Genomic DNA, 24052 nt, shown 5'->3' on the forward strand with positions numbered 1-24052 from the left:
ATTTATGAGTTCTCAGTTGTGAGTGTTGAGTCGTGAAGTGTTGAGACAATTCTTTTAATGAATGCCTCCGGCACCTTTCTTCGCTTTCCAAAACTCAAAACTAAAAATTCAAAACTCTTGAGGTCTCAAAACTAGCCAAAGCGCCACTAATCACTCCTCACCCTTCATTAGGCTGTTGTTGGTTGCTTCATTTGTGATTCTAGAATTGACCCATAAAGGTTACTGGTACGCATCAAATCCTCATGAGTTCCCTGGGCGACCAAATGTCCTTTATCCATCAGTAAAATGCGGTCTGCGTTGCGGATTGTGCTGATTCTTTGGGCAATGACAAACGACGTGCAAGTCTTGCGTCGCATTAAGTCATCTAAAGCATCTTGAATATCAGCAGCAGTTTTTGCATCAACTGCTGAGGTACTGTCATCGAGAATTAAAATCCGGTAATTGGTCAGGAGAGTGCGCGCGATCGCAATTCTTTGTTTTTGTCCTCCCGATAGCCCCACACCTCGTTCGCCGACACTTGTATCGTAGCCTTCGGGTAAACTGGCGATAAAGTCGTGAATTTGGGCAGTTTTAGCAACATCGATCACTTTTTCTAGGGGAGCATCAGGTGCAGCATAGGCAATGTTATCGCGGAGCGTACCAGAAAAGAGTGTTGTTTCTTGAAAGACAATGCCGATGTGCGATCGCAAACTTTCTAAAGAAAAATCGCGAACATCACGTCCATCAATTCTGACTGCACCTGCGGTGACATCGTAGAAACGGGGAATCAAATTCATGATCGTACTTTTACCCGAACCAGTCATGCCAAGGATGGCAATTAATTCTTGAGATTTGGTTTCAAAAGAAATACCTTTAAGAGCCTCTGTTGTCGCTCCTGGATAGCGGAAATGAACATTTTCAAAGGTAATACGACCCCCACATTTTTCAAACGGTACAGCACCAGGGCGATCGCGAATTTCAATTTCTGCATCAACAACTTCATAAACTCGTTCGGCGGAAGCAGCGGCTTGGGCGATCGCTGGAGCAGCAAAACCAATTAGTAAAATAGGTTGGAGAATAAATAATAGGTAGGAGTTAAACGCGACTAATTCCCCAATCGAGAATGTACCACCAATGACTTGAATTCCACCCACACCAACAACAACAACTGTAATCAGGTTACTGAGTAAAAAGATCCACGGAAACGCATTGCGAATTGCTGCGATCGTCCGCATACTTACTTTGATCAATTCGTTGTTCAACTGTGTGTAGCGTGTCATTTCTACAGGTTCGCGGACAAAGGCTTTGACAACACGAACACCAAAGATATTTTCTTGTAAGATTGCGTTAAGGTCTCCCAGTCGTTCTTGCACTTGACCAAACAGCTTTTGATTTTTTCTGAGAAACCGCGCCAGTATCAGTGCAGCGATCGGAACTAAGCCCAAGGTAATCAACGCTAGTTGCCAATTCATCAAAATGAGAATTGTTGCGATGGTCACTAAAGTTACAATAGCACCAACGACCTGAATCAAGCTTGTGCCCACGAACGTGCGAATTTGCTCGACATCACTCGTGATGCGCGTTAATAACTGCGAAGTTTGTGCTTGATCGTGATAACTAAAACTGAGATTTTGAATCTTTCTAAAAATTCTGTTGCGTAAGTCGTAGGCGACGCCTTGAGACACCTTTTCTGCCAAAAAAGTCTGTCCAAAATTAAACAAACCCCGTCCGATCGCCACTAAAACCATTGCGCCAGCAACTTTAAAAATCACTTGATAGTCAAAGCGGGCAATACCGTCATCAATACCCCAGCGGAATAATTGTGGAGTAATCGCATTCGCAGCTGTTAGTAGTAACAAGCTAACCAACGCACCTGTGGCAATCAGCCAGTAAGGTTTGAGACTTCCTAAAACGCGGTTAAGAGATTGCATAAACTGTTGTGTATCACACTTTTATTATGCAATGCGAGCAGTTTGAGAGTTTTGAGTTTTGAGTTGGAGAAACAGAGTTGAGAGTTTTGAGTTTTGAGTTGAAATAGCAGATAAAATGGTAGCCATGCAGGGTAAAGAACGCAGATGAGTGCCAACGAGCAATACTACAGAGTTCTGGGATTAGAACCAGGAGCAACACTCGAAGAAGTTAACCAAGCCTATAAAGATTTGGCTTTTATTTGGCATCCGGATCGCATTCCTAACGATAATCCGCGACTGCAACAAAAAGCGAACGAGTTCCTCAAAGAAATCAATACAGCACGCGATCGCTTGCGCTCGTATTTGCAACAGAAAACTAAAGTTACTCCACCAACCGCCTCACCACCACCGCCACCTCGTCCTCACTCACACTCAAGTGATACTCGATATTGGGGCGCAGATTTTAAAAGAGCCAACTTAAAAGAAAAAGATCTCTCAGGAAGAGATTTTCGCAATGCTAACTTTACAGGCGCGAATCTGAGTGATGCGTTTATGCATAAAGTCAATCTCAGTGGAGCAATTTTATTTCAAGCAAATTTGTTTCGTGCCAATCTTTTGCAAGCTAATCTCAGTCATGCTAACCTCCGAGAAGCCAATTTAGTAGGTGCTGATTTAAGTGGTTCTGACTTAAGTGGCGCTGACTTGCGTGGGGCACGGATGAAAGTTGGCGATCGCATTTTAGTAAAACTGACGGGTGCTCGCCTCACAGGAGCAATTATGCCTGATGGTACAGTTCATCAGTGAAGGAAGCAGGGGAAGCAAAGAAATAAACTTAGTCTTATTGTGTTGTATCGATGCCTAAAAGTACAAGTCACGAAGTCATCTCATCGCTTGAAGCTAATGATGTCCGATTTTTGCGGATTTTGTGGTGTGACAACGCTAATATTATTCGTGGCAAAGCTGTACACAGAGGAATGCTATCGCATTACATCGAACACGGTGTCGGTATCTGTGCAGGGCAGCAAGGTGTGCCTGTCATGTATGATGCAGTCATGCCAGATAGTGGGTTAAGTCCTGTTGGGGAAATTCGCTTAGTTCCCGATTGGTCTAACTTGGTACTTCTACCATATGCATCTGGTCATGCTCAAGTCATGGGTGACATGATCTACAATAAACAACCTTGGGTGTTGTGTCCTCGGAATTTTCTCAAGCGAATGATTGATATAGCTGCTGGTGAGGGGATAGAAATTCAAGCAGCGTTTGAAAATGAGTTTTATCTGCTACAGCAAACCGATAGTCTTGTTCCAGTAGACGAAACACTTTTTGCTGCTGCTGTGGCGATCGATATTAACCGCGAGGTGATTGATGAAATTGCTGAGGCATTAATTGCACAAGGAATTCCTGTCGAACAGTATTATCCAGAATCAGGTTTTGGACAACAGGAAATTTCCATGCGCTATAGTTCAGCGTTAGTTGCTGCTGATCGGCAAATCATCTTTAGAAACACAGTGCGGGCGATCGCCTTCAAACACCGTCTTAAAGCATCGTTCTTACCTAAAATCTTTCCTGATGCTGCGGGTAGTGGTTGTCATCTCCACTTAAGCTTATGGCGTGACGGTAAAAATTTAGTTCCATCAGAAGGTAGAGAAGGACTATCTTCTGTCGCAAGGGCATTCATTGCCGGAATTTTACATCATCTTCCCGCACTGATGGCGATCGCAACTCCTAGTCCTAATTCTTATCGTCGCTTACGTCCTCATTATTGGAGTGGTGCTTTTCGTTGTTGGGGAATTGATAATCGCGAAGCTGCTGTTAGAGTCCCTAGCGATCCAGAACATGAGTATCCAACCCATTTTGAGTTAAAAACTGTGGATGCTACCTCTAATCCTTACTTGGCTTTGGGTGCTGTCATTGCTGCTGGAATTGATGGAGTACGCCACAATTCGACGCTTGGAGAATCAATCAATGTCGATCCAGGACTCTTATCACCAACAGAATTACAAAAACGTGGTATTGACCGACTACCAAAAAATTTAGGAGATGCGATCGCTCACCTCAAACAAAATAACACTCTTCTAAGTGCCTTAAATCCACAGTTAGCTCAAGCCTTCTTATCAGTGCGACAAGCTGAATGGGAAGCGATGCAGAATTTCGATTTAGCGGCAGAAGTCAAACTCTTGTTAGAGCGATACTAGTGGCAAGGTGCCGACTCATATTTATACTATTGAATGTAACTTTTTAGACAAAAGAGGGCATAAATAAAGGTAGTCTCACTGTAAGTATTGATTGCCTAATTGCTATGACCTATTGTTTGAGAATTGCAGATATACCAACAACTGAAAGACCGCGCGAGCGATTGTTAGCTCATGGTGCTAACAATTTAGCAACAGCAGAACTAATTGCTATTTTACTAGGTACAGGTCAAGGACAGGGAAAGCTTTCAGCAGTAGGTTTAGGGCAGTATATTTTACAAGAACTAGGTAAAAATCAACGCGATCCGCTGGCTGTTCTCAGGGAAATAACTCCTCAAGAACTTATGCAAATTCACGGGATCAAATCAGCTAAAGCGGCAACAATTGTTGCTGCTATTGAACTGGGTAAACGAGCATTTCAATCTCGCCCTCTGGAACGCACTGTCATTGATAGTCCAGCAGCAGCTGCAGCGACTTTAAGTCAAGATTTAATGTGGCAAGCACAAGAACGTTTTGCTGTGTTGCTTTTAGATGTTAAAAACCGACTCATTGGTACTCAGGTGATTACAATCGGTACAGCAACGGAAACCTTAGCCTCTCCCAGAGAAATTTTTCGAGAAGTCATTCGTCAGGGTGCAACAAGAGTGATTGTTGCTCATAATCATCCTTCAGGAAATGTAGAACCGAGTCCTCAAGACATTGAATTGACACGACAACTTTTAGCTGGAGCGCAATTTTTAGACGTTCCTTTACTAGATCATCTCATTTTGGGTGACGGTAATCATCAAAGTCTGCGCGAAATAACAACTTTATGGGATGAGTATCCACAGGAATAAATCTAAACTTCTTTTCCTATCTTGTACTTTAGAATATATGCCCAAAAAGATTAGAGAACTTAAGGCAATGTTGAGGAAGGCAGGCTTTATCTGTTTGCCAAAACGGGGTAAAGGAAGCCATTCAGTATGGCAACATCCGTTGCTGCCATACAACATTACCTTAGCTGGTAATGACGGAGACGATGCACAGCGTTATCAAGAAAAAGATGTTCGTAATGCTTTGCAAGAAGTGAAACAGCCTGGAGGGGAAGATGACACCACACTATAGTATTCTTATTCAGTGGAGTGACGAAGACCAAGTATACATCGCTTCGTTACCTGAGTTTGGTCCATACGTTCGTACTCATGGCAATACTTATAAAGATGCCTTAGAAAGTGCGGAGGAACTTTTAGAAACAATGTGCTTGCATTATCAAGACCAAGGTAAAGCACTACCACAACCAGCACTTGCAGGATAATTTATGTACTACTGGTACACAAATGATGAAACAAGGATACACCGGATAACCATCAGTAATGTCCAAAAAACTTCCCCAACCTCGAATCATCAGCCAGAGCAATCGAAACGTGTCTAGAGGATGAATACCCACAGGGAGATTGAAAATATTACGTACTTGTTAATCACTCTCTATTATATTAATTTATACCCCTACGGATGATTAGCACAGTGGTAGCACGCAGGATATCCTATTTACACTTTTAAAACTCCTGGCTCTTGTTGTAAAGGCAGCACATCAACAATGTCTGTTTGAGCACAGTATTTTAAATCTTCATAGCAATCAAGGCGTAGTAAGCGCTTGCCATGACTGGCATGATGAAATAAGTCTAATAAATTATTTTGCCATTGAGCATAAAGCGCGATCGCTCCCATCACCTCATCATTTCCGGCTAACTCTGCTAAAGGTAATTCGGTTTGTTGCCAAATACTATGGGCGATCGCTCCAGCACATGCTGTATCTTCAAGTGAAAAACTTCCTTCCCAACCAGAACCCACAATCCATAATATTTCTGGTTGCTGAGCCATAATATACTTCACAACAGCCGCACGGTTGATAAAAGCAGCAGCCGTTACAGCAGCAGCGTTTTGTACTCGTTGTAGTGCGCGGGTTCCATTCGTTGTACTAATAAATAATCGGCGTCCTTGGACGCGCTCTGGTGTACAATCAAGAGGAGAGTTGCCCATATCAAAGCCTGCTACTTTAGCGCCGCCACGTTCTCCTGCTCGTAGTCTTTTGTCGGCTGACCAAGCTTCACTTACCTGTATCAACTGATCTAAATCGCTGAACACTTGCACTGCTTCAGCGCCAGCTGCCAATACAGTAGCAATTGTCGTTGTTGCACGTAGTACATCGACTGCGATCGCACAGTCTGGTACTTTATCCTCTGGAGTCAGTTCGGGAGTGTGGTAAATGAATAGTTTCACAACCTAACAATCACTGCAATCAAAACTTTGGTCATCTTACCAAATCATATGGCTATTCTGATACCTAAAATTTCTAACTTTTTCAGCAACTATTCTTATTTCGTGTATTTATTAACATATATCTACTGGGTTATTCAATACTTACCATAAGATCTTTTCGTAGGTAGATGCTACAAATGCCAAAACTTGGTTTAATAAAAGTTGTTGAATAGTTTATTTACACAAAAGATTATGAGTTGGCTAAAAAGACTTTTTGGACTTGATAGACCAAAGAACGCACCGTCTTTTAGTACAAAACCGCAACCTCAAGCAGGAGCTACTACCCAACAAGTTCCGGCTGAGCGCATGGGATTAAATGGAGAATACGATCAAAGCGGTTTAGCAAAACGAGTCGCTTTAGCATTTGATCAAGACTCAGCCATCGATGATATTGATACTCTGTATGTAGCACAAACAGGTAGCACAGTTGTATTAAAAGGTAGAGTTCCCAATCAAGAAATTCTTAACAAGATGGTTTCAGTCGCACGAGGAGTTCACGGCGCAACCTCTGTAGAAACTAACCAAGTAACAATTGGCTAAATTGTTTTAAATTTATTGGATTGGATAGCTAAGTGATGTAAATGCCAAAGTATGTGGCAATAAATCTTCCACTTTATATAACTCTCTATAATAATTATTGTAGAGAGTTGTTTCATAAATTAGTTACTATTAGTTAGTAGTGATTTTTATGTAATAGAAGCAAAAGTAGACTTTGAGTCGCTTGCTGGCTGTAAAAAACTATTTATCCAATTTAAGATTGCTAGGTTGACTTCCTCAGGGCATTCATCGTGTGGGCAGTGTCCTGCATTCTTTAGTTGTAAAAGCTGCACCTGCGGATTATATGCTATGAACTTTTGTGCTAATTTTGGGGGAACCATCCGGTCTTGTTCTCCCCAGATTAGTAACATTGGTACCTCAACAGAAGGTAATAATTTTTTAACGCTAATGCCGTTAGCACTTGATATTGCTTTAATAGTTGCATAAAATGCTTGCGCGGAACCTCGGTCTTGTGCTGGACCTATTAGTATATCTACCAATTCATCAGTGACTGCAGTAGGGTTAGCATAGGCAATTGATGCCCATCGCCGGACGATTGATGGTCTGTTGATTAAGCGAAATGCAGTTTTTAGGATTGGTGGTGAAGCAACCAGCGATTTGATTGTTTGCACAACCGGTCTTAAAGCAGTAGGAATCACTTCTTCTTCCAAAGATGGATCGGGTAAACTTAACATCACAACTCCTTGTACCATCTCTGGATGACTCGCAGCAGCAGCCAGCGACACGAGTGAACCAATTGAATTACCGACTAGAACAACCGGATGGCGAATAAACGTTCGCCAAAAGTCGTAAACCTGCTCAACCCAAAGCGTAATCTGATAATTTGCTGCAGCTTTCTCAGAAGCGCCAAAACCTAGCATGTCAATTGCATAAACAGTATGCAATTCTCCAAGTACGCTAAGATTTTGCCTCCAGTGCCCAATTGAAGTGCCAAAACCATGAAGTAAAAGAATTGGTTTCGTTTCGGGGAGTTGCTTTTTTGGTCGAATATAGGTATATCGAGTTTGCCATCCCCGCCAAACCCAGTCTCTTTGACTGCCAATTCTTTGTTGCCAACAATCAGAACCGATCGCACTCATTCTGTTTAAAATAAATTTACAAAAATCTCTTAAGATTTTATTTAAATTTTAGCGAAAGGCAAGCAAACATTGCATCTATTTTAGCTAATACTGTCTGCCCGTCCTAAAATGTAGGATTTACCCTACCCCCACTCAGCTTAAAAATTTGCTAAAGTGTTGTTCGAGTACCAAACATAGTCTTCTGTTTGCTAAAGATTAATGACACTCAATCCCACTTCTTACTGAGTTTAGCTAAACTTTAATTGATATAGTGCCACAAGCATTATTCTTCGCTTATTTAAGCTAAAAGTAAGGCTGGTTTTTCCAAACAGTTGCTCTTGATTATTAACGCCTGTGATTGACAAAAGAAAAAATCGCGATCTCACCTTAACTAACGAACAAATTCGCTTTCCTAAAATTCGGGTCATAGACACCGATGGAGCGCAACTTGGACTTCTATCGCCACGAGAAGCTTTGCAAATAGCAGAAGAGAAAGAGCTTGATCTCGTCCTCCTCAGCGACAAAGCCGATCCCCCTGTTTGTCGAATTATGGACTACGGCAAGTATAAATTCGAGCAAGAGAAAAAAGCACGGGAAGCTCGAAAAAAGCAGCATACTGCTGACGTCAAAGAAGTTAAGATGCGCTACAAGATTGAGGAACACGACTACAAAGTACGGGTTAACCAAGCACAACGCTTTCTTAAAGATGGCGATAAAGTGAAAGCTACTGTAATGTTCCGAGGTCGTGAAATCCAACACAGCGACCTAGCGGAAACTTTGCTAAAACGGATGGCAACGGATTTAGAGCAAGTAGGAGAAGTCCAGCAAGCGCCAAAAAAAGAAGGTAAAAATATGATGATGCTAATAGCTCCGAAGAAGTAATTTTGTCATAAATCTATACAACTTAGTGCTATTAATGTGATGAGTGATTTTCCACTCATCACTTATTTTTAGTTGGTTTTGGCTTGTTGCGTGGTAAGCCAGTTACATCATCAAATCTTAACCTGCTTGATAACCTTCAACTGTGTGACCAGCAGCAACGATCGCTTGTTTGATGGTTTCTTCAGAAGCTTCAGATTCTACTGTCACTGTCTTTGCTTTGACATCGACATTGACTTGCGCGTCGGGTTCCATTGTATTGATAGATTCAGTAATCGTTTGCGCACAACCATCACAGACAATACTTGGAACGTTGAGTTTAAGAGCCATAACTAAATAAAATTGATCGAATTCAGAATTTTCCAAATGATTATTCTACAGTTCGGAGCATGTTGAGTTCATGAACCCTTAGCTAGATTATTTGAGATACATCCACTACGGGTGGCTACAACAACAACCAAAATGCAAAAATATATAAAAGTTAAGTTAAATCAACTGATACGCTAGACTGCCATTATCTCTAGCCATTAGCCACTAGCCACTCGAAAGAACCCATGTTTTCTCCCCAGTATCTCAGCGGTAACGACATTCGGCAAAAATTCCTCGATTTTTACGCACAACGAGGACATACCGTTTTGCCTAGTGCTTCTCTAGTACCTGAAGATCCCACCGTGCTGCTGACGATCGCGGGAATGCTACCATTTAAACCGATATTTCTCGGACAGCGATCGCCTGAATTTAAAAGAGCCACAACATCCCAGAAGTGTATTCGTACCAATGATATCGAAAATGTTGGGCGGACTAAACGGCATCACACGTTTTTTGAGATGCTAGGGAATTTTAGCTTTGGCGATTATTTTAAAGAACAAGCGATCGCCTGGGGTTGGGAAATCTCTACCGAAGTCTTTGGCTTACCTGCTGAACGTCTCGTTGTCAGTGTCTTTGAAGATGACGATGAAGCTTATGCGATTTGGCGCGATAAAATTGGCGTTCGGGAAACTCACATCAAACGCATGGGAGAGGATGATAACTTCTGGGCATCAGGTCCTACAGGTCCATGTGGTCCATGTTCAGAAATATACTATGATTTTCATCCAAAACAGGGTAATGACATTGATTTAGAAAACGACACGCGGTTTATTGAGTTTTACAACCTAGTGTTCATGCAATACAACCGCGATGCTGATGGTAACTTAACACCACTCCAAAATAAAAATATTGATACAGGATTGGGTTTGGAACGCATGGCGCAGATTTTGCAACAGGTTCCAAATAACTACGAAACTGACTTGATTTTCCCAATTATTAAAACCGCAGCAGAAATTGCCGGAATTAACTACGCCAAGAGTGATGAAAAGACGCAAGTATCTCTCAAGGTAATTGGAGATCACATTCGTGCAGTTGTCCACATGATCTCTGATGAAATTCATGCTTCTAATGTAGGACGCGGTTATGTCTTACGACGCTTGATTCGGCGTATTGTGCGTCATGGCAGATTAATTGGGATTGAGGGTGAATTTACAACACAAGTTGCAGAAAGTGCGATCGCGCTTGCTGAATCGGCTTACCCCGAAGTGCGTCAACAAGAAGATGCAATTAAAGCAGAACTACAACGCGAAGAATCGCGCTTCTTGAAAACTTTGGCGCGGGGTGAAGATTTGCTAGCAGAAATTATTGAAAAAGTCAAGAAACAAGAAAAAACTCAAATTGACGGACGCGATGCGTTTACTTTATATGATACCTACGGCTTTCCACTCGAACTGACGCAAGAAATTGCAGCAGAACACAATCTCACAGTGGATGAAGCTGGGTACAATGCGGCGATGGAAGAACAACAAACGCGATCGCAAGAAGCCCACGAAACAATTGATTTAACGGTTCAAGGTTCGCTAGACAAACTTGCAGAAGAGATCAAGGTTACGGAGTTTGTTGGTTATACGCAGTTCTCCAGCCAAGGAGTTGTTGAAGCGATTTTACTTAACGGTGAAACTATAGAATCAGCCGAAGTGGGAACTGATGTCCAAGTTGTTCTTGATACAACGCCATTTTATGCTGAATCGGGAGGACAAATCGGCGATCGCGGGTATATCAGCAGTGAGCATGCATTAGTAGAAGTGACAGACGTACAGCGCGAATCTGACTTTTATATCCATATTGGGCGTATTGTGCGGGGAACGTTACGTGTGGGAGATCAAGTCAACGCACAAATTGATAGTGCGTGTCGCCGTCGCGTGCAAGCGCATCATACCGCAACTCATTTGTTGCAAGCAGCTTTAAAGAAAATTGTTGATGATTCGATTTCGCAAGCAGGTTCTTTAGTAGCGTTTGATCGCCTGCGGTTCGATTTTAACTGTCCGCGGGCGCTGATACCAGAGGAAGTACAAAAAGTTGAAGAACAAGTGAATGATTGGATTACACGGGCAGTCCAAGCTGATGTTGCGATTATGTCATTAGCTGAAGCAAAAGCAAAAGGTGCGATCGCGATGTTCGGGGAAAAATACGGCGAACAAGTGCGTGTTTTAGATTTCCCTGGGCTGTCAATGGAGTTATGTGGTGGTACACACGTCAGTAACACTGCAGAAATTGGCGTTTTCAAAATTATTTCTGAATCAGGTGTTGCTTCTGGAGTACGACGAATCGAAGCTGTAGCAGGTTCAGCAGTATTAGATTATCTAAATGTCCGCGATAAAGTTGTTCGCGAACTGAGCGATCGCTTTAAAGCAAAACCCGAAGAACTGGGCGATCGCATCACTGGATTACAGAACGAACTGAAAAACACGCAAAAGCAACTCGAAAGCCTCAAAGCAGAACTCGCGATCGCTAAATCCGATACGCTGTTGTCATCTTCCTCCGAAGCAGTAGGTGAATATAAAATCTTGGTTGCGCAATTAGAAGGTGTCGATCCTGAAGCACTCAAAACTGCAGCTGAACGTTTGTTGCAAAAACTTGGTAATGGTGCAGTTGTTTTAGGTTCAGTTCCTGAAGCTGGAAAAGTCAGTTTAGTTGCTGCTTTTAGTAAGCAAGTGAATAATCAAGGCTTACAAGCAGGAAAATTTATCGGGGCGATCGCTAAGTTGTGTGGTGGTGGTGGGGGGGGACGTCCAAACCTCGCCCAAGCTGGTGGGCGTGATGCCAGTAAACTTCCTGAAGCTTTAGAAAACGCCCGCGAACAACTGCGATCGTCTTTGAGTTCATAACAACTAGCTGGGCGAATGAATTCGCTGCTAGACAGACCAAGTCCACCAATTTAGAGTTATGAGTCGTGAAGTGCTGAGTTATGAAAATTCTTTTAATTCAAAACTCACACACTAGCTACTAGTCACTAGTCACTTCTAATTCAAAACTCAAAACTTATCACTCAAAACTCTCAAGGTAGCCCCGAAGAAAGCCGAAGCTAATCGCTTTATGTGGAGATATGCTGATGTCACAAGTACAATCCACACTATCAGAGGTTATTTATCCTGATAGTGACGGTCAGCTGCTAGCAAATCATACTCAACAGTTTCGTTGGATTGTCACTATTAAAGAAGGATTAGAGTGGTTATGTAAAGACGATGCTGATGTATTTGTTGCGGGTGACTTACTTTGGTATTCCATTGAAGGAAACAACGTGACTCGCTCTGCACCCGATGCCATGGTAGTCTTTGGTAGACCCAAAGGAGATAGAGGCTCTTATCAACAATAGAAAGAAGCCAATATCGCACCAGAAGTGGTGTTTGAAGTGCGATCGCCAGGTAATACCCAAACAGAGATGGATAAAAAGCTGGTATTTTATGACTCGTATAGTGTAGAAGACTATTACTTGTACGATCTCGATAAAGGCGATCTTAGTGGTTGGTTGCGTCGAGAAAATCGGCTAGACATGGTGAACCGATCTTAGGTTGGGTGAGTCCGTGACTTGGAATTCGATTTGAGATGTCAGACACTGAACTTGTGTTGAGTTAGCAACTTCGCGGGAACAGGAAAAACAAGCCAAAGAACAAGCTTTACAAGAATTAGAACAAGAAAAAGCCCGTTCTCAATAACTTGCAGCCAAACGAGAGCATTAGGGATTAATCCTGAAGAATTATAGTTCTGAGTATTTATCTTCTCCATTTACCCATTACCTATTACCATTTACCTAAAAACAGAGAGTCAAAAATGGGACGTCTAAATCCATACACCCTACAAATGCAGATTACCCGAATGTTTGAGCAGGGGCAATCATTTTTCGCTACAACAAAAGTACAAGACTGGTTAAAAGAACGCAATCAAAATCCAGCCGACTACGACATTATTTTTCATCAAAAACCTGCGCCTCCTGGTTCCCAAGAAGTCATTGCGATAGAAATCGAGTTGCGTCGTAAAGATGGACAACCTGTCGATCCTTGGTTGCAAGAACAAGCAAATTTACACGCTTAACGGAGCTTAAGAACTTTCTAAGCCAGATGTAGCCACCCGTGGCTCGATCAAGGGAGGGCATGCACGTTCAGATTGTACGCTTTGCTGTTAACCCTATTTAACTTGACAATGCCACAAACTGGTATCATATGGAAAGCTAGATAGCTTTATTTTGGAGATCTTTTACAAATCTTTGCTGCCGTTCTCTAGAGCGACCTTCGCCACTTTTCACCACTTGAGTAGAACAAAACAGCGCAGGCCCGACGGCGCTGCTTCCAGGTTCATAAATAGCCTCACCCGTCTTGACTTGGTAAATTTCATGATAGAAGGCTACCCCTTTGCCTGTATTCTCAACTAGCCAATTCCACCAGCGAGTATGGGGCATTTTCCGCGCCCAAGTTTCTAGGCTACTGTAAGACTGCCAATACTGCATTAGTAGCGGTCCTTCCGGAGAGGTCAGCATACGGTTTAGCAATAGTCCTTCTGAGGTAGCTGCCTTTAGAGCAGAAAACATTTCTTCCCTAATTCCAGATTCTTCATAAAGGCGTTGTCCTGCTTGTGTTTGAAATTGAACGCCGAAGAAGGCAAGACATAGCTGGGGATGCTCCCACAGGGCAGCAATGTAGGCTTCATTAGTGGGTTGTAGCATGGGGTAAACTCCTTCTAACGATTGTAAAACTAGACAATTTGGTGCTTCTCGATCGCTTTTCAGCCGACTTAGTTAAACTCATCCGATGACGAAAATATCAGCATTGGTCATCGTAGGTGCAAGCGTGTTGCTATCTGCACTTGTGCTGTTGCGCCTGTTCCATCAATGTCAAAGAACAGTGTCCCATTAGTGTTGTTTGAGGGTATCGTTGCCAAGCTGCCCAAAAAGATCGTCATTACCAGTTCCAACCGTGAGATTGTCGTTAAATTGGGAACCAGTAACTGCTTCAATACCAACCAGGGCATCGTTGCCATCTCCGCCAATAGCTGTCCCTGTAGCTAGATTGACGGTTACAGCGGCGATCGCAGAGGAATAGTCAGCAGTATCAAAGAAACAAACCCCGCCATTGAGAGTGTCATTGCCATCTCCACCGAGAATTTCATCATTGCCAGCAAAGCCAAAAAACGTGTTGTTCCTGGCATCCCCAACCAGAATGTCATCCTCAGCAGTACCAAACACAGGGTCATTGTTCGGGTTAGGAAAGATCGTAGCCATTGTTTGGTTTCTCTTTGTATTTCAACATGAGAGGTTTATCCTCAAGATTCAAGCGATCGCAGTCTGTCTTGAATATATTTGAAAATTTTGTATTTTTCGTTACAGAAATTCTCTGACTCTTGAGCTAAGAAGTCTCAGAAAAACTCTGATAGGCGATCGTTCCAACTTGATTACCCGTACTATCCCTGCTGAATGTCGAGGGGATACACTGAATCCATGATGGATGCACCACCGTCTACGTGAATTATTTGACCTGCGTCAAGCTAGCTTCATTCATGCACAACAGCATGACGGCATTAGCAATATCTACTGGTGTTCCCAAGCGTCTCATTGGTATCCATCCGCTTTCATGCCAGTTTTGAGTTGCTTCCTGGAATGCTTGCGGTAAAGAACGCAACACCCCACCTTCTACCATGTTCGGTTCGCCAAAGATACATCCAGGACTCACACCATTCACGGTAATACCACGAGGTGCAAGTGCAACTGCAAAGTAGCGACAAAGTGAGTCTAAAGCAGCCTTAGCTGTTCCCATTGCCGCCCATAGCTGCCAACTGCCAGTGCGTCCACTTGACGAATAGGTGATTGCAATAATTCGCCCGCCCTCCGGCATTAGGCTAGTAGCTTTTTGAGTTCCGATGAGGAATGCTTGAGAATCCAAGGCTGCACGCCAGCGATCTAGAGTTATCTCCATTGGCGAACGATAAAACGTCTGTATATCCGGTCGAGCACAACTCACGAAAATGTCTAGCTTGCTAAACTTGTCTTGAATTTGGCTGAACATGCGACTGATATCTTGAGGCTTGGTGACATCTGCTTGCAGCAACAAACCATCTGCACCTCGCTGCCGTACTTGCAACAAAGTATCGTTAGCGGCTGCCTCATTGTTGTAGTAATGAATGGCAACATTGACACCATGCGCTGCTAATTTTAATGCGATCGCTCTGCCAATACCGCGCGAACTTCCTGTAATCAATGCATATTTACCGTTAAGCATCTAATCACCTTACGTCACAATACTTTTAGAGTGGTTTATGGTTCAAGCGATATGAGCTATTAACTACGAATAGTTCTCAGTAGTTATATTTATTGGTGCGGATCTACTTAAAGAATGGATATGTCTGCACTGGTAATAGTAGGTTTACCAACAAGCAATGCGATCGCCACTTGAGGTTGTCGCGCCCATGCCATCGGCATCAAAGAACAGATCTCCATTTAGGTGGTTGTAGATAAACCTTTGATTAGTATTCGTCGCTGATATTGCACCTACACCTAAGCGGAACTGCTCAGCCAAAATCGCCGAACCAACGGACGTTTACTAACAGTCGCTCGCAGGGACTTCAGTGCTTACCGCTGGAAGAACAGCAATCCTCTTGAAAACCTCTTGTGCGAATATTGAAAATTAGGGTGCATTATTGTTGAAACTAGTACAGCTAGTAAGGGTAGAAAGTTGTGGAGACGATGATGAGTGTTTGGCTACAAGTAGAAGGTCATCCAGACAAACTACAGCAGTAATTGCTGATATAAGTCAAAGCCTGCTATTTTAACTAAAAGTCGTACGAGAATTGATGACAACACATTCATGGTTCAGGTGAAACGAACAAACCCTAGTTGATAAAAACAACCATCCCAAATCATGAAAAATTTACTAGCTATTATTTTACTCACCGCGTTAAGTTTGAGTGAATTAGCGTTCACTGCTCAGGTTGCACATTCTCAAAGTAACATTCAAGTAGCCCAAGCCGCACGCTGGCGATCGCTTGCCAAAATCTCATTAGCCCAAGCAAGGAAAACAGCAGAATCTGCAGTAGGAGGTACTGCTAGTAGTGTAAATCTTGCAGATAGAAATGGCGGTTTAGTGTATGAGGTGATTGTTGGTGATACAAGAGTGATTGTCGATGCTGGTAATGGTTTTGTTCTCTACTCAGAAAATATAACTTTGGATAGCGAAAACAACGAAGGTGATGAAGATTCTTTTCGCCCCCGTAGCAGTGTCCAAATTCCTGATAGCTACTAATAAAACCAAGACAATCTAAGATATGCGAGTGCGAATGAATTCGCCGCTAAACAAACCTTATCCACGGAGGTGGACTTACTGTTAAATCTTTTATTTTAATGTGTGCGCTTGTCAACTTTGTTTCAGTAGCCCCGAAGGGAGTCGGAAAGTATTTGTTAACTAACATAAAAAGGCGATGAACCTCATCTGGTTATTACTGCGGGCTTCTTGGGTAAATGTAGCGATCGCTGTGTTAACAGGTTTGATTAGCGGTGGTTGTAGCGCCCGTCTTATTGCACTCATCAATAGTGCTGTTAATGAGCAATCAACGAATAGCCTTCTATGGTACTTTATTGGACTTGCACTTGTTGCGCTGTTGACCAGCGTAGTTTCTCAAGTTTTACTCATTAGCCTTGCTCAGGAAGCAGTTTATCATTTGCGGTTGCGTTTGAGTCGGGGAATTTTGTCTTCTCCATTGCGACATTTAGAAGAACTGGGTGCGAGTCGTTTACTAGCAACTCTGACAGAAGATGTCCAAACGCTATCTAATACAATATTTGTCATCCCCTTTGTGTGTATCGATCTCGCAATTATTGCAGGATGCTTAATTTATCTCGGTTGGCTTTCGGGCGTCGTTTTTTTAATTGTCATTGTATTTTTGGGAATAGCGATCGCCAGTACGCAGTTGATGCTGACTCATGCGCGGAAATTTCTCTCCTTAGCCCGTGAAGAAGAAGATAAGTTATTCAAACACTTTCGCGCCATCACAGAAGGAATCAAAGAACTCAAACTCCACGCCTTACGCCGTCAAGCATTTTTGTCAGACGAATTACAAATCAGTGCGGCGACATCTCGCGATTACAATTTAACAGCGTTTAAGACTTTTGCGATCGCCACTGGTTGGGGAAATCTGCTTTTCTTTACGATTGTTGGTTTGTTACTCTTTGTTCTCCCTCAAGTAGCTACAGTTTCTACTCCAGTACTCTCCGCCTATATTCTCACAATTACTTACTTACTTGTTCCCTTTCAGAACATTTTAGAAAGACTTCCTGCTTTGTTTCGTGCTAATGTCGCCTTACAGAAAGTTGAAAGAATGAAATTAGCTTTAGCAAGTCAGAAAGAAACCAACAACACAACAGAGATATCTACGACTAACTGGAATAAGCTAGAACTCGATCAAGTCACTCACACATACCGAGGCGAATACGAAGATAGCAGTTTTGTGCTACGGGAAATCAACTTAACATTATATCCTGGTCAACTTGTGTTTATTGTTGGCGGTAATGGTAGTGGTAAATCAACGCTTGCTAAAATCATCACTGGACTATATATTCCAGAATCAGGCAAAATTTGCTTAGATAGCAAACTCATCAATGAGGAAAATTTAGAATGGTATCGACAGCATTTTTCTGTAATTTTTTCTGATTTCTTCTTATTTGAGCGCTTACTGGGTATAGAAAAAGATTCTCTCGATCAGCAAGCACAAGAGTATCTACGAAAACTTCATTTAAATACAAAAGTTCAAGTCAAAGATGGTTTACTTTCCACTACAGCACTATCACAAGGACAGCGTAAACGGTTAGCATTACTCACAGTCTTTTTAGAAGATCGTCCTATATATCTCTTTGATGAATGGGCATCAGATCAAGATCCTTACTTTCGAGATATTTTCTATAAAGAACTACTATTCAACCTCAAGCAACGCGGTAAAACGATCATAGTTATTAGTCATGACGATCGCTATTTTCACTTAGCAGACCGAGTAATCAAGTTAGATTATGGTCAAGTAGAGTATGACAGTGCAACTAGCTGTTTGTAATAGAAAATATAATTCAAAGTAGTTATGTCTACACAACTTGAAAATATCTACAATTTTCTTCGATTATCTGACTCTATTGCAACTGCAGGACAACCTGTAGAGTCACAATTTACTGATATTAAAGCAGCAGGATACGAAGTTGTTGTCAACCTTGTACCAACTTCAACTAGTGCAATAACTAATGAGCAAACAATAGTAGAAGACTTAGGAATGAAATATGTACACATTCCAGTAATTTGGGAAAAACCTACTCTAGAAGATATTGAGCGTTTTTTCAAAATCATGCAAGCAAATGCAGATAAAAATATATTTGTTCACTGTGCAATGAATATGAGAGTTTCAGCTTTTATGTATTTGTATCGCATCATTCACGAACACATCAATACAGAAGAAGCAAAACAAGATTTACAAAAAATTTGGCAGCCTAACGAAACTTGGCAGCAATTTATCGAGAAGGTAATTGAGCATTATCAAAAATAAATCCGTAATTCGCACTAAATCACACGAATTACGAATTTATATAAAACTAACTTATTACAAAGCAGCAAAATAAGCTTCTAATGCTTCCGAACCACCAATTAATTTGCCATCAATAAATACTTGTGGTACTGTTGTTGCACCTGCAACTGCTTGTAAGGAACGAGTTGTCACATCTTTACCCAGTACAATCTCTTCATAGTCTAAGCCACGTTCTTGTAGCATTGATTTAGCACGAGCGCAGTAAGGACAACCTACTTTGGCAAATAGAGAAACTAATTGAGGTTTAGCTGCTTCTGGGTTAATGTAGTTCAGCATTGTTTCAGCGTCGGATACCTTAAAAGGATCTCCAGGTTCTTCTGGCTCAATAAACATTTTTTCAACAACGCCATCCTTCACCAGCATTGAATAGCGCCAAGAACGCTTACCGAACCCCAAATCTGTCTTATCGACCAGCATTCCCATTCCTTCGGTAAATAATCCATTACCATCAGGAATCATCTTAATGTTATCTGCCTCTTGATGTTTTGCCCATTCGTTCATCACAAAAGCATCATTGACAGACATGCAGACGATCTCATCTACACCGTTTTCATGAAAAGCCTTTGCCATTTGGTTGTAACCAGGAAGGTGAGTTGAGGAACAAGTGGGCGTAAACGCGCCTGGTAAGGCAAACACGACAACAGTTTTACCATTAAACAAATCATCTGTCTTAATATCAACCCACTCATTATCTTGACGAGTACGAAAGGTACAACTAGGAACTCTTTGTCCTTCTCGGTTTGACAACATCAATTACTCCTCCTTTACAAATTGTAATACATAAAGCGTACTCATTATGATTATGATTTGTCAAGTTTAAAATCAATTAATAATACTAAAGCAGTAAGAAGTTGAGCGTCGGTACATTATGAGCAAATCTGTGCCGATTTAATTGGTAGGCAAAACCTGAGAAAATACAACAAGACTAACGGCTAACAGTTGATTGTACTGAGAAAAACTCTTTTATGCATTTGCCGCGATCGCCTATCATCTCAAGTCATTATGCTGGATGGAATGGCATTAGTTTAGAGTATCATCGTCAACCCGCGCACGAAATGCCAGAGTACTGTATTCCATATCACACGCTGAGTATTGGACTCGGATATAGGGCAAAAGAATTTAAAGTTAATGGGCGCGTACACAAAGACTTTGTTGCGGGTAATGTTGGTATTTGTCCAGCAAATCAGAGTTTATCAACTCAAGCATATGGTAAAGCCGAATTTATTTTACTAACAGTAGATCCTACTAAATTTGCACAGACTGCTTATGAAGCAGTTAATACAGAAAAACTCGAAATTGTGTCACAGATTCGGGGATTTGATCCGCTAATTTATCAAATGAGTTTAGCACTAAAGCACGAACTCGAATCGAATGAATTAGATAGTCAACTTTATGCAGAATCGATGGCAACAGCGTTATCTGTTCACTTGTTGAAAAGATATTCAGCACGCAAGCAAGTTATTAAAAATTATACAGGTGGATTGCCGCAGTATAAGTTAAGAGAAGCAGTTACTTATATCAATGAGCATCTCGAACAAAAGTTAACTTTAGCTGAAATTGCTGATTTACTACAGATGAGTCCGCATTACTTTGCTACGCTTTTCAAGCAATCGACAGGATTAGCACCGCATCAGTATATTACTCAATGTCGCATTGAACAAGCCAAAAGGTTGTTAACTAATCGAGAACTCACTCTTATAGAAATCTGCCAGCAAGTCGGCTTTCAAAGCCAAAGCCACTTTACAAAAGTCTTTCGTAAATATACCGCTACTACACCAAAAGTCTATCGAAAACTACTTTAGTCGCGATCGCTATTCAGCAGCAAATCATCAATAGATTCTGGAAATTCTCCCTTTTGCACCATTTTTGTAAACGCTTTGTAGCAGTCGTTTTTATCTCCTTGCTTCCTTGGATAACCTAGCCAAAGAATAAAAATTGCTTTATGTTCTGGAGTTTGCAAAGCACGAAAGAACAGACGATAGCGATCAGGAAGCCCCATTTTTTTGACTCGGCTGTACTTCTTAAGCGAACCAGAAAGTGCAAGGTGCGATGCAAAAGGATCTAGAGGTATTTTCTCCTTGATAGCAACCATAATTGCCGTATAGAGTTTTACTGTGGCATGACTCTGATATTCTTCAAACGTTAACTTTTTCTTGAGATGGCGAACTTCAGCTTGTAAATCTCGGCGCTGTTTACCAAATAACCGTTTAATAAAGTAGATTCGCCAGCCATTAACTATCAACTACGACTCCTGCTAACAACTCGTCATCCTCAGCTGACATAGCAGAAGTATAAGCTTCTAACTCACTATCAGGATTAGCAAGCGCATTTTTCATCAAGAAATCTAGAAACAAACTCAGCATAAGTTCATCTTCTGCTTCCTCGGATGATTGAGTTTGTAGACGTACTAATAAGGTATCAGGACCAATGACCTCTACAGCACCTTTTGCACCAGTAAATTGAGGGTTTTCTTTAAAAAATCTTGCACTAAGGCGAAAACCGGATGCATTACCAATTTGTGCCCAAGTCGCATCGTAATGTTTGCTTTGTTTCTTTGACATTGTGATTATCAAAACTACTACTCAATTAAATGTTATTACATAATGTTATTACATACAATATCTTGTGAGAATGAAGAATTCTTGTAGGTGTAGTACACAGCATATTTAATTAACGGATATGAATATCGCGATAGTTTTCGGAAGAATTGGCAAGACAAGGGAAAATGCGATCGCTATTATCAATCAAAACTCATATTTTGATTAACCCGTGAACGACATTGTTTTCTTACCAGCGTATCAACTCGCTAAAATGATTCGCGATCGCCAAGTTTCATCTTTAGAAGTTTTAGAAGCCTATTTGCAACAAATTACGCAATACAACCCGACAATTAATGCAATTATTACTCTCGATATAGAAAACGCTAGACAACGTGCCAAAACAGCTGATGAAGCATTAGCTAAAGGAGAAATTTGGGGAAAACTGCATGGCGTACCTGTAACTGTAAAAGATTGTTATGAAACTGCAGGAATGCGGACAACTTGTGGTTACAAAGGCTTATCAGATTATATTCCCCAACACAATGCGACTGTTGTTTCTCGTATTTGCAATGCTGGCGCAATAATTTTAGGCAAAACCAACTTGGCATTACTCGCCTCAGATATGCAAACAAACTCGGATTTTGGACGCACTAACAATCCTTGGAATTTAGCATACACCGTTGGCGGAAGTAGTGGTGGCAGTGCGGCTGCTGTTGCAGCGGGGTTATCACCTTTAGATTTATGTTCTGGGATGGGAGGTTCAGGGCGGATTCCGGCGCATTTTTGCGGAGTTTTTGGGATGAAACCAACTGAAAATCGGGTTTCGATGGCGGGGGCGTGGGCTACACCCTTAGAAGGCGATCGCGGGTTACAGTATATGTATACAGCAGGGGCAATGACGCGATCTATCGCAGACTTAAAATTGTGGTTATCTCTGGTAGAAGGTGCTGACGGGCGTTTTTGGCAAGTACCACCTGTACATTCAGAAGCTGTCGATGCACGTTCTTTAAAAGAATATCGGATTGCGTGGAGTGATGGCTTTGGTGATGTTCCCGTTTCAACTGAAGTACGTACCGCTATAGAACAGCTAGTAAATACCATTGCAGGTCATGGTTGCATTGTCGAAAAAGCAAATCCCTCACCGTTTGATTTTACAGGTGCAATAGAAACTTGTAGTGAATTAATTGGCGCATGGATGAGCACAAGACTGATACCGCAATTACCACTTCTTCGAGATAATGTACGTAGACTAATTTCAGGGGGAAGTGTCGTCAAAAGTAGCCTACGCGGAACTCGGTTTAATTTAAAGCAGTATGCATCGGCAATGGCGAGACGCAGTTCCTTCACTACACAAATGGAACAATTTCTCTGCAACTACGATGCTTGGATTTGTCCTACTGTTGCTTTTCCTGCATTTGGTCATCAACCAGTTGGTCAACCAATTAACATTGATGGACAACAGGTAAACTATCTCCTAGGAGGTGTTGCATACACAGCAGTATTCACTCTTACAGGTCATCCTGTCGTCGTGATACCGATAGGACAAACAGTCACACTACCAATCGGTATCCAGATGGTGACACGGCGTTGGCACGATATGCAACTACTACACATTGCCGAAAAAATGACTCAAGTTACAGAAACTTATCAGCGTCCACCAGGATATTAAATCAGAACCGCGCCTCGTTTAAACGAAAGATGAGGAACAACACAAGTAAGTGTAACGGATAAAAGCTGTAGAACCAACGCGCTGAAGATCCCTTTTGGTGATTAGCAAGATGAATCAAGACTGGGGTAACAACAGCAGGTAATTGAAACACATTCGGCACAGCGATCGCATCAAATAGATGTAACCCAATCCACGCTAACCACCAATGAATACTTGGTGTAAATAATGAAAGTAAGCACATTGCAGCAACACCATAAGCACCATACTCAACGCGGAGTAATTCTGCTGATACAATGCCCAAAATCCAAATTAAGTATTTATAATCTCGCCACCTCCGACCTAACCGTAAGGTAACTAACCCCAGCGACAGTGTAAACAGAATGTTGAATCTCGTTCCTGATAAAGTAAGGGTATGTAGCGGTTGACTCAATACACCCAAGAGTACAAGTCTTTTTAAATATTGGGGAAAGCTGCGAGTATATCGTTCTCCCTGGGCTAATAACCAAGCAAACAGTGGAAAACTTAGACGACCAATAACTCGAAAAACGAAGATTTGAGGAAAAAAAACCAAACCTACATGGTCAATTACCATGAAAATCGCAGCTAGCAATTTGATTTGATAGTTGTTAAGCTGCAATTTCAACGTTCTAGCACCAACACGATTACTTAATATAGTATTTGACTTAAAATACTAATCGCTCTTAATTACAGGCAACTAGGCATCTTAAGAGCAATTTATGATATCTGCTTTCATTTTAAACAACTTCAATAAAAGTAGACATGACTCTGTGCTTTAAAGCAAATGGCGAACCTGATTTAAACGCAATTCCTGATTGGCTAGCTGTAGAATTTTCGTTTGCAGCTAAAAATCCTTACTTTTACAGTGTATGCATTGTCTCAGAAATTGCTGATGTAGCCTTGATTTTAGGAACATTAGAACATGATGACACACCAGCAGGATGGATTGCACATTTGCACGATTTAGGCTTTGAGGACGTTGTACAGGTGTCTTGTAGTCAGTTCTTTAGTCCAAGGGCGGATCGCGATCGCTAGT

At 41.7% G+C, this 24052-nt stretch carries 29 protein-coding genes; 17 read left to right on the forward strand and 12 right to left on the reverse strand.

All coding sequences use genetic code 11. The features are described 5' to 3' along the window. Positions 1-167: 167 nt before the first annotated feature. Entirely contained in the window at positions 168-1910 is a 1743-nt protein-coding gene (locus IQ230_RS08775) for an ABC transporter ATP-binding protein (RefSeq protein ID WP_193931636.1), read from the reverse strand. 144 nt (positions 1911-2054) lie between these two features. Here IQ230_RS08775 and IQ230_RS08780 point away from each other — a divergent pair, with 144 nt between their 5' ends. The 5 genes from IQ230_RS08780 (at position 2055) to IQ230_RS08800 (ending at position 5375) form a co-directional block, all read left to right on the forward strand. Continuing rightward, positions 2055-2693 carry a pentapeptide repeat-containing protein gene (locus IQ230_RS08780; RefSeq protein ID WP_193931637.1) on the forward strand — a complete coding sequence of 213 codons (639 nt, stop codon included), beginning with the start codon at positions 2055-2057 and terminating at the stop codon, positions 2691-2693. A 50-nt stretch (positions 2694-2743) separates the two neighbouring features. Continuing rightward, complete coding sequence (locus IQ230_RS08785; RefSeq protein WP_193931638.1) at positions 2744-4084, forward strand: glutamine synthetase family protein; 1341 nt, start codon at positions 2744-2746, stop codon at positions 4082-4084. 104 nt (positions 4085-4188) lie between these two features. After that, positions 4189-4917 carry a RadC family protein gene (gene radC, locus IQ230_RS08790; RefSeq protein WP_193931639.1) on the forward strand — a complete coding sequence of 243 codons (729 nt, stop codon included), beginning with the start codon at positions 4189-4191 and terminating at the stop codon, positions 4915-4917. Positions 4918-4954: 37 nt separating this feature from the next. Beyond that, positions 4955-5185 (forward strand): type II toxin-antitoxin system HicA family toxin, encoded by a 231-nt coding sequence (locus IQ230_RS08795; RefSeq protein WP_193931640.1) that lies wholly within the window; start codon positions 4955-4957, stop codon positions 5183-5185. Beyond that, on the forward strand, positions 5169-5375 hold the full coding sequence (locus tag IQ230_RS08800) for a type II toxin-antitoxin system HicB family antitoxin (RefSeq protein WP_193931641.1): 207 nt from the start codon (positions 5169-5171) through the stop codon (positions 5373-5375). The genes IQ230_RS08795 and IQ230_RS08800 overlap by 17 nt, the downstream gene beginning before the upstream one ends. A 233-nt stretch (positions 5376-5608) precedes the next feature. Here the strand turns inward: IQ230_RS08800 and IQ230_RS08805 are convergent, their stop codons facing one another. Continuing rightward, a complete protein-coding gene (locus IQ230_RS08805; RefSeq protein ID WP_193931642.1) occupies positions 5609-6340 on the reverse strand; it encodes a 2-phosphosulfolactate phosphatase family protein in 732 nt (243 codons plus the stop codon). 231 nt (positions 6341-6571) lie between these two features. Between IQ230_RS08805 and IQ230_RS08810 the strand changes: the two genes are divergently transcribed. Next, complete coding sequence (locus tag IQ230_RS08810) at positions 6572-6919, forward strand: BON domain-containing protein (RefSeq protein WP_193931643.1); 348 nt, start codon at positions 6572-6574, stop codon at positions 6917-6919. Between the two features lie 146 nt (positions 6920-7065). Here IQ230_RS08810 and IQ230_RS08815 read toward each other — a convergent pair whose 3' ends face one another. Continuing rightward, entirely contained in the window at positions 7066-8016 is a 951-nt protein-coding gene (locus tag IQ230_RS08815; RefSeq protein ID WP_193931644.1) for an alpha/beta fold hydrolase, read from the reverse strand. Positions 8017-8349: 333 nt separating this feature from the next. On the opposite strand from IQ230_RS08815, the gene infC reads away from it, so the two are divergent. Further along, positions 8350-8877, forward strand: coding sequence for a translation initiation factor IF-3 (gene infC / locus IQ230_RS08820; RefSeq protein ID WP_099700958.1), 528 nt, complete (start codon positions 8350-8352; stop codon positions 8875-8877). A gap of 117 nt (positions 8878-8994) precedes the next feature. Here the strand turns inward: infC and IQ230_RS08825 are convergent, their stop codons facing one another. Next, positions 8995-9204, reverse strand: coding sequence for a heavy-metal-associated domain-containing protein (locus tag IQ230_RS08825; RefSeq protein WP_193931645.1), 210 nt, complete (start codon positions 9202-9204; stop codon positions 8995-8997). A gap of 224 nt (positions 9205-9428) precedes the next feature. Here IQ230_RS08825 and alaS point away from each other — a divergent pair, with 224 nt between their 5' ends. The 4 genes from alaS (at position 9429) to IQ230_RS08840 (ending at position 13275) form a co-directional block, all read left to right on the forward strand. After that, positions 9429-12071, forward strand: coding sequence for an alanine--tRNA ligase (gene alaS, locus IQ230_RS08830; protein WP_193931646.1), 2643 nt, complete (start codon positions 9429-9431; stop codon positions 12069-12071). Positions 12072-12295: 224 nt separating this feature from the next. Continuing rightward, a complete protein-coding gene (locus tag IQ230_RS27880; protein WP_407646632.1) occupies positions 12296-12559 on the forward strand; it encodes a hypothetical protein in 264 nt (87 codons plus the stop codon). A 24-nt stretch (positions 12560-12583) separates the two neighbouring features. Continuing rightward, a complete protein-coding gene (locus IQ230_RS27885; protein WP_407646633.1) occupies positions 12584-12754 on the forward strand; it encodes a PDDEXK family nuclease in 171 nt (56 codons plus the stop codon). A gap of 260 nt (positions 12755-13014) precedes the next feature. Then, a complete protein-coding gene (locus IQ230_RS08840) occupies positions 13015-13275 on the forward strand; it encodes a hypothetical protein (RefSeq protein ID WP_099700961.1) in 261 nt (86 codons plus the stop codon). Positions 13276-13411: 136 nt separating this feature from the next. Here the strand turns inward: IQ230_RS08840 and IQ230_RS08845 are convergent, their stop codons facing one another. From IQ230_RS08845 to IQ230_RS08860, 4 genes are all read right to left on the reverse strand, one after another. Further along, positions 13412-13903 carry a monooxygenase family protein gene (locus IQ230_RS08845; protein WP_193931647.1) on the reverse strand — a complete coding sequence of 164 codons (492 nt, stop codon included), beginning with the start codon at positions 13901-13903 and terminating at the stop codon, positions 13412-13414. 186 nt (positions 13904-14089) lie between these two features. Beyond that, the gene (locus IQ230_RS08850; RefSeq protein WP_193931648.1) at positions 14090-14458 is read right to left on the reverse strand and encodes a calcium-binding protein; all 369 of its coding nucleotides are present in this window, start codon (positions 14456-14458) and stop codon (positions 14090-14092) included. Between the two features lie 244 nt (positions 14459-14702). After that, entirely contained in the window at positions 14703-15452 is a 750-nt protein-coding gene (locus IQ230_RS08855; protein ID WP_228054701.1) for an SDR family oxidoreductase, read from the reverse strand. A gap of 144 nt (positions 15453-15596) precedes the next feature. Continuing rightward, positions 15597-15749, reverse strand: coding sequence for a hypothetical protein (locus IQ230_RS08860; RefSeq protein WP_193931649.1), 153 nt, complete (start codon positions 15747-15749; stop codon positions 15597-15599). A 342-nt stretch (positions 15750-16091) separates the two neighbouring features. Between IQ230_RS08860 and IQ230_RS08865 the strand changes: the two genes are divergently transcribed. The 3 genes from IQ230_RS08865 (at position 16092) to IQ230_RS08875 (ending at position 18750) form a co-directional block, all read left to right on the forward strand. After that, entirely contained in the window at positions 16092-16472 is a 381-nt protein-coding gene (locus tag IQ230_RS08865; RefSeq protein ID WP_193931650.1) for a PepSY domain-containing protein, read from the forward strand. Between the two features lie 175 nt (positions 16473-16647). Further along, positions 16648-18270 carry a cyclic peptide export ABC transporter gene (locus IQ230_RS08870; RefSeq protein ID WP_193931651.1) on the forward strand — a complete coding sequence of 541 codons (1623 nt, stop codon included), beginning with the start codon at positions 16648-16650 and terminating at the stop codon, positions 18268-18270. Between the two features lie 24 nt (positions 18271-18294). Continuing rightward, positions 18295-18750, forward strand: a complete 456-nt coding sequence (locus IQ230_RS08875; RefSeq protein WP_193931652.1) for a protein tyrosine phosphatase family protein — start codon at positions 18295-18297, stop codon at positions 18748-18750. Between the two features lie 54 nt (positions 18751-18804). On the opposite strand, the gene IQ230_RS08880 is transcribed toward IQ230_RS08875, so the two are convergent. After that, on the reverse strand, positions 18805-19539 hold the full coding sequence (locus tag IQ230_RS08880) for a glutathione peroxidase (RefSeq protein ID WP_193931653.1): 735 nt from the start codon (positions 19537-19539) through the stop codon (positions 18805-18807). A 215-nt stretch (positions 19540-19754) separates the two neighbouring features. Here IQ230_RS08880 and IQ230_RS08885 point away from each other — a divergent pair, with 215 nt between their 5' ends. Then, a complete protein-coding gene (locus tag IQ230_RS08885; RefSeq protein ID WP_193931654.1) occupies positions 19755-20591 on the forward strand; it encodes a helix-turn-helix domain-containing protein in 837 nt (278 codons plus the stop codon). Here the strand turns inward: IQ230_RS08885 and IQ230_RS08890 are convergent. Further along, the gene (locus tag IQ230_RS08890) at positions 20588-21031 is read right to left on the reverse strand and encodes a type II toxin-antitoxin system YhaV family toxin (RefSeq protein WP_193931655.1); all 444 of its coding nucleotides are present in this window, start codon (positions 21029-21031) and stop codon (positions 20588-20590) included. The genes IQ230_RS08885 and IQ230_RS08890 overlap by 4 nt on opposite strands. Next, entirely contained in the window at positions 21021-21350 is a 330-nt protein-coding gene (locus tag IQ230_RS08895; protein WP_193931656.1) for a hypothetical protein, read from the reverse strand. The genes IQ230_RS08890 and IQ230_RS08895 overlap by 11 nt, the downstream gene beginning before the upstream one ends. A 208-nt stretch (positions 21351-21558) precedes the next feature. On the opposite strand from IQ230_RS08895, the gene IQ230_RS08900 reads away from it, so the two are divergent. Continuing rightward, positions 21559-22998: an amidase gene (locus IQ230_RS08900; protein ID WP_193931657.1), complete on the forward strand. Its 1440-nt coding sequence runs from the start codon at positions 21559-21561 to the stop codon at positions 22996-22998. 1 nt (position 22999) lies between these two features. Here IQ230_RS08900 and IQ230_RS08905 read toward each other — a convergent pair whose 3' ends face one another. After that, the gene (locus IQ230_RS08905) at positions 23000-23641 is read right to left on the reverse strand and encodes a TraX family protein (protein WP_322742349.1); all 642 of its coding nucleotides are present in this window, start codon (positions 23639-23641) and stop codon (positions 23000-23002) included. 137 nt (positions 23642-23778) lie between these two features. Between IQ230_RS08905 and IQ230_RS08910 the strand changes: the two genes are divergently transcribed. Then, complete coding sequence (locus tag IQ230_RS08910; protein ID WP_193931658.1) at positions 23779-24051, forward strand: hypothetical protein; 273 nt, start codon at positions 23779-23781, stop codon at positions 24049-24051. Position 24052: the final 1 nt, after the last annotated feature.

The organism is Gloeocapsopsis crepidinum LEGE 06123, assembly GCF_015207655.1.
Lineage (GTDB): Bacteria > Cyanobacteriota > Cyanobacteriia > Cyanobacteriales > Chroococcidiopsidaceae > Gloeocapsopsis > Gloeocapsopsis crepidinum.

Bases quoted from the DNA above. Each gene is read 5' to 3' on its own strand.
- IQ230_RS08775 (WP_193931636.1), bottom strand. From the start codon at position 1,910: ATGCAATCTCTTAACCGCGTTTTAGGAAGTCTCAAACCTTACTGGCTG.
- IQ230_RS08780 (WP_193931637.1), top strand. From the start codon at position 2,055: ATGAGTGCCAACGAGCAATACTACAGAGTTCTGGGATTAGAACCAGGA.
- IQ230_RS08785 (WP_193931638.1), top strand. From the start codon at position 2,744: ATGCCTAAAAGTACAAGTCACGAAGTCATCTCATCGCTTGAAGCTAAT.
- radC (WP_193931639.1), top strand. From the start codon at position 4,189: ATGACCTATTGTTTGAGAATTGCAGATATACCAACAACTGAAAGACCG.
- IQ230_RS08795 (WP_193931640.1), top strand. From the start codon at position 4,955: ATGCCCAAAAAGATTAGAGAACTTAAGGCAATGTTGAGGAAGGCAGGC.
- IQ230_RS08800 (WP_193931641.1), top strand. From the start codon at position 5,169: ATGACACCACACTATAGTATTCTTATTCAGTGGAGTGACGAAGACCAA.
- IQ230_RS08810 (WP_193931643.1), top strand. From the start codon at position 6,572: ATGAGTTGGCTAAAAAGACTTTTTGGACTTGATAGACCAAAGAACGCA.
- IQ230_RS08815 (WP_193931644.1), bottom strand. From the start codon at position 8,016: ATGAGTGCGATCGGTTCTGATTGTTGGCAACAAAGAATTGGCAGTCAA.
- IQ230_RS08825 (WP_193931645.1), bottom strand. From the start codon at position 9,204: ATGGCTCTTAAACTCAACGTTCCAAGTATTGTCTGTGATGGTTGTGCG.
- alaS (WP_193931646.1), top strand. From the start codon at position 9,429: ATGTTTTCTCCCCAGTATCTCAGCGGTAACGACATTCGGCAAAAATTC.
- IQ230_RS27880 (WP_407646632.1), top strand. From the start codon at position 12,296: ATGTCACAAGTACAATCCACACTATCAGAGGTTATTTATCCTGATAGT.
- IQ230_RS08840 (WP_099700961.1), top strand. From the start codon at position 13,015: ATGGGACGTCTAAATCCATACACCCTACAAATGCAGATTACCCGAATG.
- IQ230_RS08845 (WP_193931647.1), bottom strand. From the start codon at position 13,903: ATGCTACAACCCACTAATGAAGCCTACATTGCTGCCCTGTGGGAGCAT.
- IQ230_RS08850 (WP_193931648.1), bottom strand. From the start codon at position 14,458: ATGGCTACGATCTTTCCTAACCCGAACAATGACCCTGTGTTTGGTACT.
- IQ230_RS08855 (WP_228054701.1), bottom strand. From the start codon at position 15,452: ATGCTTAACGGTAAATATGCATTGATTACAGGAAGTTCGCGCGGTATT.
- IQ230_RS08865 (WP_193931650.1), top strand. From the start codon at position 16,092: ATGAAAAATTTACTAGCTATTATTTTACTCACCGCGTTAAGTTTGAGT.
- IQ230_RS08870 (WP_193931651.1), top strand. From the start codon at position 16,648: ATGAACCTCATCTGGTTATTACTGCGGGCTTCTTGGGTAAATGTAGCG.
- IQ230_RS08875 (WP_193931652.1), top strand. From the start codon at position 18,295: ATGTCTACACAACTTGAAAATATCTACAATTTTCTTCGATTATCTGAC.
- IQ230_RS08880 (WP_193931653.1), bottom strand. From the start codon at position 19,539: ATGTTGTCAAACCGAGAAGGACAAAGAGTTCCTAGTTGTACCTTTCGT.
- IQ230_RS08885 (WP_193931654.1), top strand. From the start codon at position 19,755: ATGCATTTGCCGCGATCGCCTATCATCTCAAGTCATTATGCTGGATGG.
- IQ230_RS08895 (WP_193931656.1), bottom strand. From the start codon at position 21,350: ATGTCAAAGAAACAAAGCAAACATTACGATGCGACTTGGGCACAAATT.
- IQ230_RS08910 (WP_193931658.1), top strand. From the start codon at position 23,779: ATGACTCTGTGCTTTAAAGCAAATGGCGAACCTGATTTAAACGCAATT.